We start from the raw sequence: 6,973 nt of genomic DNA on the forward strand, positions 1-6,973 counted from the left end.
TTGTTGAAGTCTGGGCGAAGGCTTGGAAAGGAAAGATTAATCCAATGGCAAGATAGAGGTAGGTGCATCGGCACCGCTCAGAGCCAATTCCTCGAACTCGTTGATGTTATTGATCTCGGTTCCCATGGAAATGTTGGTCACGCGCTCAAGGATGATTTCTACAACCACGGGCACGCGATGTTGCTGCATTAATTCTTTGGCGTGAGCAAAGGCGGCCTGCAAGTCATTTGGATCGCGTACACGAATCGCTTTGCATCCGAGCCCTTCGACTACAGCCACATGGTCGACGCCGTAGCCATTCAGCTCCGGAGCGTTGATGTTGTCGAACGACAACTGGACACAGAAATCGATGTCAAAGTTACGCTGTGCTTGGCGGATCAATCCCAGATAAGAGTTGTTCACCAACACATGGATATATGGCAAATTAAACTGCGCACCGACGGCTAATTCTTCGATCATGAACTGGAAATCATAGTCGCCAGACAATGCGACGACTTGGCGACTTGGATCTGCTTTGACCACACCCAATGCTGCAGGAATAGTCCAGCCTAACGGGCCAGCTTGGCCACAATTGATCCAATGCCGTGGCTTGTAGACGTGAAGAAACTGCGCGCCAGCAATCTGTGACAAGCCGATGGTGCTGACGTAGCAGGTGTCTTTACCGAAGAACTCATTCATTTCTTCGTAAACACGCTGAGGCTTGATCGGCACGTTTTCAAAATGCGTCTTACGTTGGAGAGTACGCTTGCGCTCGCGGCAAGCATCCACCCAAGCGCTACGGTCTTTCAGCTTGCCAGCGGCCTTCCACTCACGAGCCACGGTCAAGAACATATCCAGAGCGGCACCGGCATCTGAAACGATGCCTAAGTCTGGGGTGAACACTCGGCCAATCTGGGTTGGTTCGATGTCGACGTGAATGAATCGTCGACCTTCGGTATACACCTCGACCGAGCCAGTGTGGCGGTTGGCCCAGCGATTTCCGATACCGAATACCAAATCGGACGCGAGTAAGGTGGCGTTGCCGTAGCGATGCGAGGTCTGCAAGCCGACCATACCCACCATCAACTTATGATCGTCCGGAATTGTTCCCCAGCCCATCAGGGTTGGAACCACGGGCACTCCGGTTAGCTCGGCAAACTCGACAAGCTTGGCACTGGCGTCAGCATTTATTACGCCACCACCAGAAACGATTAGTGGGCGCTCGGCGTCGTTAAGCATCGCCAGCGCCTTCTCAGCCTGCCCTCGAGTAGCAAAGGGGCGCGCCAATGGCAGTGGTTCATAGGCATCAATATCAAACTCGATCTCTGCCATCTGTACGTCAAATGGCAGATCGATCAGTACGGGGCCTGGTCGACCAGAACGCATCTCATAGAACGCTTTCTGAAAGGCATAAGGTACCTGGCCGGGTTCCATTACGGTGGTTGCCCACTTAGTTACGGGTTTGACGATACTGGTGATATCGACTGCCTGAAAGTCTTCCTTATGCATGCGCGCACGTGGGGCTTGACCGGTGATGCAGAGGATAGGAATGGAGTCGGCGGATGCTGAGTACAAGCCGGTGACCATGTCGGTACCGGCAGGGCCAGATGTTCCGATGCAAACGCCGATATTGCCGGCATTGGTACGTGTGTAACCTTCAGCCATGTGGGAGGCACCTTCCACATGACGTGCCAAAACGTGGTCAACACCGCCGAGTTTTTTCAGTGCGGCATACAATGGATTGATGGCTGCGCCGGGGATGCCGAAAGCGGTGTCGACGCCTTCACGACGCATCACCAATACTGCTGCCTCGATTGCTCTCATTCTGGCCATTATTGCCTCCTTCAGGCTGGTCGATATTTTTATTAGCGGATCTCAGCATGGAGCAGGTTATTATTGGCGTGAATAGCCAAAAATCGGTTTCTGCCGATACATGAGGTATCGATGGGTCGTTATGTCGAGCTACACAGTTTTATTCAGGTCGCCCATAAGGGCAGCTTTGCCGCCGCTGCACTGAATGAGGGGGTGACTCCGGCGATCCTTGGTCGACGACTCGATGCGCTCGAAAAGCGCTTGGGTGTCAAGTTGATGCATCGCTCCACGCGAGGCTTGAAGTTGACCGAGGCGGGAGAGCAGTTACTGGAAGGGGCCAAGCATTTGATGCGCGAATTTGACGAGGTCGAATCAGGCGTCAGCAACAGTAGCACTACAGTCAGCGGCCACTTAGTGGTGTCCGCTCCGGCTGCTTTTGGACGACATCATATTGCCCCTCATGTCTATGCCTTCCAGCAGCGTTTTCCAGATCTCCAGTTATCCTTTAACTTTACGGACAGCGTGATTGACCTGGTCAGCGAGGGGTACGATATGAGCATCCGTATCGGAGAAGTCACTGACCCAAACTACGTGGCGATCAAGCTCTTCCCCAATTGGAGGGTGGTTTGCGGGACGCCAGATTATTTTGCTAAGCATGGTGCACCGCAAACGCTAGAGGATTTGGCACACCACAATTGCCTGGCTTTCAATTTGCAGGGTGGCCAGCAACGGGGCTGGACGTTCTTGCGCGATGGCCGACAGATCGCGATGAAAGTCAGCGGTAACGTTGCTTGCAATGATGGTGAATTACTTTTCGCCTGGATACGTCAGGGGCTCGGTATTGGTTGGCGCTCAACGTGGGAAATCCAAGGAGAGCTTAAGCGAGGTGAACTGGTTACAGTACTGGATGAGTTTGCTTTGCCCAATTACAATATTCAGGCGGTCTACCCCCAACAGCGCTATTTACCAGCCAAAGTACGTCTTTTTGTCGAGTATCTTAAAACTTTATATAACTCTCCGGATTACTGGGAGAGGCCCCATCCCCTTTAAAATATGATTCGGGGTTGTTTGGGAACTATCGATATACTCTGTAAAACGCGCGAATTTTTAGCAAAAGACATAGATCCTTGCGGCGTACTACGCCTCCAACGCGGCTTAATGAGCAGCCAGGGGCCCCGATGAGTACTGCGCATTCAATTCGGTCGCGACCTTCACTCGCCCACGATTGGACAATAACCCCGTGATTAGATTATTCACCGTCGTGAATCTTAGGTGCTTTGGTATTGGACTAGGGTAACCAAGCAGGATCGTTCTGATAAATGGAGCGAGTGAATATTTTTTCATGAGACGCTCAGCGCAGGGCCAGTTTCACGGTATGCGATCAGTCCGCAGCGATCTTTGTCCCCCCCCCCCCGGAATTAGAAGAGTGAGCAAGCCCTACAACAGCGGCTTTTGGAGGCAGAACATCAGGTTTTGCTGGAGTCCTTCGTTCCGAAATGAATATCAGTCTTAAATCCTCCTCTTGAAGGGGGTGAGTCCGCGCCGCAAGGCGTCGGCTCCCTGTCATGAAACTTCGCCTCAAAAAAAGATGCCGCACGCTTGAGCTAACGCCTTGAGTTTCACTACAAGCGCATTTTTTTGAATAGTGTTTTGCATAGATCCGGTAGGGGAATGCATTTTTGTCGCTTTATAGTGTGGGCGTGCCTTGGCGTTCTGCTTGAGGGCTAAGGAAATTTTCAAGGAGTAATATATGCTGAAAGATATAGCTGTTCCCGTTGTGGATGACTATGGCATTACTGAAGATGCACGGTACTTTGAATACTCTACTTCGGCTAATCCCATCGCTGCGCAGTTAATTTCGAGAGTGCCTTTCAAGACGTTCCCGGCGTCGTTATATGAAGAAGGTCCGACTCGTGTCATACCATTGGATGTTTCAGCGGAGCTAAACTGTGCTGCGCCGGCAACAGGGCCCGGCTTGCTCGCCAGTTTTGTTCGTATCGTAAGTGGTGAGGAGTTGGTGATCGATCCAGTTGTCACCTCACAGGTGTTCTATGTGATTAGCGGGGCAGGTGTTGCGATCCAAGGGGCGCATCATATTCCTTTTTCAGAGGGAGCGTTTTTTACGCTGCCTGGCGGGTTGTCAGCGATTTTGACAGCGGAAAGTACAGTTACTCTGTACTACGTTACCGATGCCCCACTGATGACCTACCTTGGGGTTAGTGCTGTAGAACCGCGATTTTCTCCAACATTTTATCCGGCAGACCGCGCGGCAGAAGAATTGTTAAAAGTTTCAAAAGATCCAAGCGCGCATAAACGTAGTCGTGTATCTGTGCTCTTAGGTAATGAGCACTTTGACCAGACTAGGACTGTCACTCATGTCTTGTGGGCTATGTTTGGCTTGCTCCCCGGAAATTCTATTCAAAAGCCCCATCGTCATCAATCAATAGCGTTGGACTTTATCGTGGATTGCCCTAAAGGATGTTATTCGCTTGTGGGTACTACTCTGGACAAAGAAGGAAATATTGCTAATCCCACTAGGGTGGATTGGGAAGCCGGTATGGCATTTATTACGCCGCCGGGTTACTGGCATGCTCATTTCAATGAGTCGAAGGAAAGTGCACGGCTTATCCCAATTCAGGATGCTGGACTCCAGACTTATCTTCGCGCTTTAGATATCCGCTTCGCTGAATAAGCAATTGTTAATAGTGCGCCGTATTAGCGGCGTACTTTTTTCCACTTTTTTCACTGTCTTGGAGTATTTGTATCCCAATATGGAGGATTGCCAATTTTTTCTATAAGAAAATCAACGAAGGTTCGGACTTTGCTCGAGACGGTTTTTTTATACGGATATACCGCCCATATAGAAGGGGCTTCAGCTGTAATCCGCATGTCCCAATCGGGGAGCACGTCAATAAGCCTGCCTGCGGACAATTGAGCCTGGATGAGCCAAGAGGGAAGTAGAGCAATTCCTAGTCCTCCTAGTGTTGCCTCTAATAACGCTTCGCTATCATTAGCGGCGAAAGCACCGCTGATAGTAATCTGCTCTAATGCTTCGATTTGTGCATTGGACGAATCTGTAGTCTCTTCAACCAAACAATCTGCAACGTCTTTACCGACGGGGTGGAGATTTTTCAAAGTTTTTCTTTCAGCGTACCAGCATTTATCTGGCGTTCGCGAAAATGCAAGGCACGAGTGAGTGTTAAGTTCTGATGGTTTTGAAGGGGCTCCATGAGACTTAATATAGTCTCGGCTTGCACATGCAATTCTCTGTTGGGGTGCCAAGCGTCGCGCAATCAAGGACGAGTCTTTTAAAGAGCCTATACGTATTCCTAGATCAATACGGGACTCGATTAGGTTTAGAGTTTCATCTGTAAAAATAGCCTCTATCTCAATATCGGGATACTTTGCTAAAAATTCATTAATCCATGGCATAATATGTCGGCGACCAAATGCGCCTGGTAACGTCACTCTCAATACTCCCGCAGGATTTCGATTCAGGGAGGACGCAGCCTCCCGCGCCTCGTCTAACTGGAGTAGTAGCTGAGATGCTTTTTCGTAAAATACGGTCCCACCTTCAGTCAATGACAAGCCGCGTGTCGTGCGATTGAAGAGGGCGATCCGCAGATCAGTCTCAAGATCTGAAATGTGCCGGGATGCCGTAGACGTCTGAATGGATAAGTCCAGAGCGACACGAGTGAAACTTTTTAGCTCTGCTGCACGGACAAAGCTCTTCAAAGCAGCGAAATAATCCATTTTTAAAATGGCCCTTAGCTGAGAAAGATCTCAACTATAACTCGATTTGTGCGATTGTCGAGATGCGTTAGATAAGTTTGCCTGGAAAGTGTCTAAATATGCCGTATTTTAGAAGTCGTATCTGCAGCGCAAATACAGTGAAGTTTACCGCTGCTGTATTGGTCTGCTTCAGATGCCGTAGCGTAGTTAAGTTTAGCATTTGACCCATAAAAACTAATATTCAAAGGTGATGATTGAAATTCAGTTCATTTGTGCTTTCGGCTTTTTGTCTCTGTTTTTAACTCATATTGGTCCGTGCCTAAATACAAAATTCCATCGAGCGTAGTTGATCGCATTGTTAGCCGACGATTCAAGTGCCGCGCGTAATCATAGAGCGGGCGTCCGGACCGATCAGTGGAACCCGTTTTCTTCGGTTATTCGTCGAGTTGGATTCGATCGCCTGAAAGCTCCTTCATTTGCGTCTTCTGGCTCATTCGGCATGCGAGTGCGGTATCCAGATACTCCCTTTTCTGGGGCTGTCTTTATCCCAGCTATTAGCCTTTACCCTCTAGCCATCGTTCGCCGATGCCCTGGCGGCGTATCAATGGGCGGCCCGCACCAAGCCTGCACCTGTTCGGGCTATCGCCCTGTGCAGGCCCGTGTTGCCCATGACACGTCGTCGCTCGCTGGCTGCTGGGGGCTCCGTCGCTGGAATAACCCAGCCTCAAGCGAAAAAGGAGACTCAACATGAATACCAAAACAACCGCAACTGAATCCAAGAAACCCGGCTTCGTCGCGAAGGTGCGCAAAGGCTCAGGCGAAAATGCCGTGTACGAACGCATCGGCGTCGCCTGGAAAAATGCTGATGGATCGTTCTACATAAAGTTAGCCGGTACGCAGGTCGTCTCCGACTTCATGCTTTACGAAATCGAAAGCACCGACCAGTCAGGCGAATAGCCATCGCTGATTGAAGAAAAGGCGGGCCGCAAGGTCCGCCTTTTTTTCAATCCATATGAATCCGTCATGATCTGCATAAATCTCCTGCATGCATTTTCGATTGCCGCAATGCAGTCATGCGGGCTCCTCTGATTTTTATATTCACATCCACAAAAACAAATGCTATCAGGCAATGAAGAGCGCAAAAGAAATTTGGAAACTGCATCAGCAGTCGTCGTTTCTTTTAGAAAATCTTCATACCCCCAGCCTTAAACTGGACTCAAGGGCCAGTTGCGAACGAAGTGAGCACAAGGTGTGCGTGGTAGTACCACGCCCACCTTGCGTGGGGACTTCCAGTCCCCCGCGATCCCCCCTCGGAATCCCTAAGGATGCTCCGATCAACTTGTCGTGCAGCCGCGGCAAGTTGCAATTTTCCAGGCACCTACAGCGTCATTGGACGAAAAGTGACCGAAAAATCATGTACGGAGAGCTTTTTCGACCGGTTCTCCGTGTT

5 protein-coding genes are annotated in these 6,973 nt (G+C 50.1%); 3 read left to right on the top strand and 2 right to left on the bottom strand.

Annotated features, from left to right (window positions below):
- Positions 1–36: 36 nt before the first annotated feature.
- A complete protein-coding gene (gcl, locus tag TU80_RS19620; protein WP_057005184.1) occupies positions 37–1,812 on the bottom strand; it encodes a glyoxylate carboligase in 1,776 nt (591 codons plus the stop codon).
- Positions 1,813–1,923: 111 nt separating this feature from the next.
- On the opposite strand from gcl, the gene TU80_RS19625 reads away from it, so the two are divergent.
- The gene (locus tag TU80_RS19625; protein WP_057005185.1) at positions 1,924–2,841 is read left to right on the top strand and encodes a LysR family transcriptional regulator; all 918 of its coding nucleotides are present in this window, start codon (positions 1,924–1,926) and stop codon (positions 2,839–2,841) included.
- Positions 2,842–3,541: 700 nt separating this feature from the next.
- Positions 3,542–4,483: a cupin domain-containing protein gene (locus TU80_RS31870; RefSeq protein ID WP_082643873.1), complete on the top strand. Its 942-nt coding sequence runs from the start codon at positions 3,542–3,544 to the stop codon at positions 4,481–4,483.
- 50 nt (positions 4,484–4,533) lie between these two features.
- Here the strand turns inward: TU80_RS31870 and TU80_RS31875 are convergent, their stop codons facing one another.
- On the bottom strand, positions 4,534–5,544 hold the full coding sequence (locus TU80_RS31875; protein WP_082643874.1) for a LysR family transcriptional regulator: 1,011 nt from the start codon (positions 5,542–5,544) through the stop codon (positions 4,534–4,536).
- Between the two features lie 726 nt (positions 5,545–6,270).
- Here TU80_RS31875 and TU80_RS19630 point away from each other — a divergent pair.
- A complete protein-coding gene (locus TU80_RS19630) occupies positions 6,271–6,480 on the top strand; it encodes a hypothetical protein (RefSeq protein ID WP_057005186.1) in 210 nt (69 codons plus the stop codon).
- Positions 6,481–6,973: the final 493 nt, after the last annotated feature.

This window comes from Pseudomonas veronii (assembly GCF_001439695.1).
GTDB classification, from domain to species: Bacteria; Pseudomonadota; Gammaproteobacteria; order Pseudomonadales; family Pseudomonadaceae; genus Aquipseudomonas; species Aquipseudomonas veronii.

Coding starts and splice junctions, on each gene's coding strand:
- gcl (WP_057005184.1), bottom strand. CDS start 1,812: ATGGCCAGAATGAGAGCAATCGAGGCAGCAGTATTGGTGATGCGTCGT.
- TU80_RS19625 (WP_057005185.1), top strand. CDS start 1,924: ATGGGTCGTTATGTCGAGCTACACAGTTTTATTCAGGTCGCCCATAAG.
- TU80_RS31870 (WP_082643873.1), top strand. CDS start 3,542: ATGCTGAAAGATATAGCTGTTCCCGTTGTGGATGACTATGGCATTACT.
- TU80_RS31875 (WP_082643874.1), bottom strand. CDS start 5,544: ATGGATTATTTCGCTGCTTTGAAGAGCTTTGTCCGTGCAGCAGAGCTA.
- TU80_RS19630 (WP_057005186.1), top strand. CDS start 6,271: ATGAATACCAAAACAACCGCAACTGAATCCAAGAAACCCGGCTTCGTC.